At 54.1% G+C, this 3,208-nt stretch carries 2 rRNA genes; both read right to left on the bottom strand.

The features are described 5' to 3' along the window. Positions 1-46 precede the first annotated feature (46 nt). Positions 47-160, bottom strand: a 5S ribosomal RNA gene (gene rrf, locus C662_RS19385). Between the two features lie 118 nt (positions 161-278). After that, a 23S ribosomal RNA gene (locus C662_RS19390) occupies positions 279-3,165 on the bottom strand. Positions 3,166-3,208: the final 43 nt, after the last annotated feature.

The raw sequence follows: 3,208 nt of genomic DNA on the forward strand, positions 1-3,208 counted from the left end.
CAAAGCCCTGCTTTCTTTTGAGAGCAGGGCTTTGTTTTGTGGGTTAGTCTGACGATGACCTACTTTCACGAGGGCGGACCTCACTATCATCGGCGCATGTGCGTTTCACGGTCCTGTTCGGGAAGGGAAGGGGTGGTTCCACACAGCTATGGTCGTCAGACTTTGACTTGTTCTTCAGCGTATTGAGCTGAAGCAAAGTTAGGAAGAAGTGTTGTGTGATTGTCTGGTGTGTTGATGCTGTCACCAGAGAGTCGAGTTCGTTTTGTGTTGAAGGTTATAGGATCAAGCCACACGGGCAATTAGTACCGGTTAGCTGAACGTGTTGCCACGCTTACACACCCGGCCTATCAACGTTGTGGTCTTCAACGACCCTTCAGGGGGCTCGAGGCCCCGGGGAAGTCTCATCTTGAGGCGAGTTTCCCGCTTAGATGCTTTCAGCGGTTATCTCTTCCGCACATAGCTACCCGGCGATGCGACTGGCGTCACAACCGGTACACCAGGGGTGCGTCCACTCCGGTCCTCTCGTACTAGGAGCAGGCCCTCTCAAACTTCCAGCGCCCACGGCAGATAGGGACCAAACTGTCTCACGACGTTTTAAACCCAGCTCACGTACCACTTTAAATGGCGAACAGCCATACCCTTGGGACCGGCTACAGCCCCAGGATGTGATGAGCCGACATCGAGGTGCCAAACTCCGCCGTCGATGTGAACTCTTGGGCGGAATCAGCCTGTTATCCCCAGAGTACCTTTTATCCGTTGAGCGATGGCCCTTCCATACAGAACCACCGGATCACTATGACCTGCTTTCGCACCTGCTCGTCTTGTTGGACTCGCAGTCAAGCCACCTTTTGCCATTGCACTATCAGTACGATGTCCGACCGTACCTAGGTGACCTTCGTACTCCTCCGTTACCTTTTGGGAGGAGACCGCCCCAGTCAAACTGCCCACCATGCACGGTCCCCGACCTGGATTCACAGGCCTGGGTTAGAACCTCAACGACACCAGGGTGGTATTTCAAGGTTGGCTCCACCGGAACTGGCGTCCCGGTTTCATAGCCTCCCACCTATCCTACACAAGTCCCGTCAAAGTCCAATGCAAAGCTACAGTAAAGGTTCATGGGGTCTTTCCGTCTAGCCGCGGGGAGATTGCATCTTCACAAACATTTCAACTTCGCTGAGTCTCAGGAGGAGACAGTGTGGCCATCGTTACGCCATTCGTGCAGGTCGGAACTTACCCGACAAGGAATTTCGCTACCTTAGGACCGTTATAGTTACGGCCGCCGTTTACCGGGGCTTCGATCAAGAGCTTGCACCCCATCACTTAACCTTCCGGCACCGGGCAGGCGTCACACCCTATACGTCCACTTTCGTGTTTGCAGAGTGCTGTGTTTTTAATAAACAGTCGCAGCCACCGATTCTCTGCGACCCCGTTCCGCTCCGGCCGCGAGGGCCTTCACGTACCAGGGGCATACCTTCTCCCGAAGTTACGGTATCAATTTGCCGAGTTCCTTCTCCTGAGTTCTCTCAAGCGCCTTGGTATTCTCTACCAGCCCACCTGTGTCGGTTTGCGGTACGGTCACTCTTAGACTGAAGCTTAGAGGCTTTTCCTGGAAGCCGGGTATCACTCACTTCGGATCCGAAGATCCTCGTCATCACGCCTTAGCTAAGCCACGCGGATTTGCCTACGCAGCACGCCTACACGCTTAAACCACCTATTCCAACAGATGGCTGAGCTAACCTTCTCCGTCCCCCCATCGCATCTAAGAGCGGTACAGGAATATTGACCTGTTTCCCATCGACTACGCATTTCTGCCTCGCCTTAGGGGCCGACTCACCCTGCGCCGATGAACGTTGCGCAGGAAACCTTGGGCTTACGGCGAGGGTGCTTTTCACACCCTTTATCGCTACTCATGTCAGCATTCGCACTTCCGATACCTCCAGCATCCCTTACGAGACACCTTCGCAGGCTTACGGAACGCTCCCCTACCACGTGTCAAAGACACATCCGCAGCTTCGGTTCATGGCTTGAGCCCCGTTACATCTTCCGCGCAGGACGACTCGACTAGTGAGCTATTACGCTTTCTTTAAAGGGTGGCTGCTTCTAAGCCAACCTCCTAGCTGTCTATGCCTTCCCACCTCGTTTGCCACTTAGCCATGCATTTGGGACCTTAGCTGGCGGTCTGGGTTGTTTCCCTCTTGACACCGGACGTTAGCACCCGATGTCTGTCTGCCGTATATCACTTTGCGGTATTCGGAGTTTGCTATCGCGGGGTAGATCGCAATGACCCCCCCAACGATTACAGTGCTCTACCCCCGCAAGTGTCCGTACGACGCACTACCTAAATAGTTTTCGGGGAGAACCAGCTATTTCCGGATTTGTTTAGCCTTTCACCCCTATCCACAGCTCATCCCCTAACTTTTCAACGTTAGTGGGTTCGGACCTCCAGTACCTGTTACGGCACCTTCATCCTGGCCATGGATAGATCATCCGGTTTCGGGTCTACGCCCAGCGACTAAGTCGCCCTTATCAGACTCGCTTTCGCTACGCCTCCCCTATTCGGTTAAGCTCGCCACTGAACGTAAGTCGCTGACCCATTATACAAAAGGTACGCAGTCACCCCTTACGAGGCTCCCACTGTTTGTATGCATGCGGTTTCAGGATCTATTTCACTCCCCTCCCGGGGTTCTTTTCGCCTTTCCCTCACGGTACTGGTTCACTATCGGTCGATCACGAGTATTTAGCCTTGGAGGATGGTCCCCCCATCTTCAGACAGGATTTCTCGTGTCCCGCCCTACTTGTCGCACGCTCAGACCCGCCACCGGCTTTTCGCATACGGGACTATCACCCTGTATCGTCGGACTTTCCAGACCGTTTTGCTAAGCTGATGGTTTAGTCGTGCAGGCTGCTCCGCGTTCGCTCGCCACTACTTGCGGAATCTCGGTTGATTTCTGTTCCTGCGGCTACTTAGATGTTTCAGTTCGCCGCGTTCGCCTCCTCAGACCTATGTATTCAGTCTGGGATACCCCTTGCGGGGTGGGTTTCCCCATTCGGACATCGTGGGATCAAAGCTCTATTGCCAGCTCCCCCACGCTTTTCGCAGGCTTACACGTCCTTCATCGCCTGTGATCGCCAAGGCATCCACCACATGCACTTAGTCGCTTGATCCTATAACCTTGGATCCTCTCCGATCTTGCGATCTCGAAGACCC

Origin of the sequence: Thauera sp. 28 (genome assembly GCF_000310145.2) — a bacterium.
In the GTDB taxonomy this organism is placed as follows: Bacteria; Pseudomonadota; Gammaproteobacteria; order Burkholderiales; family Rhodocyclaceae; genus Thauera; species Thauera mechernichensis.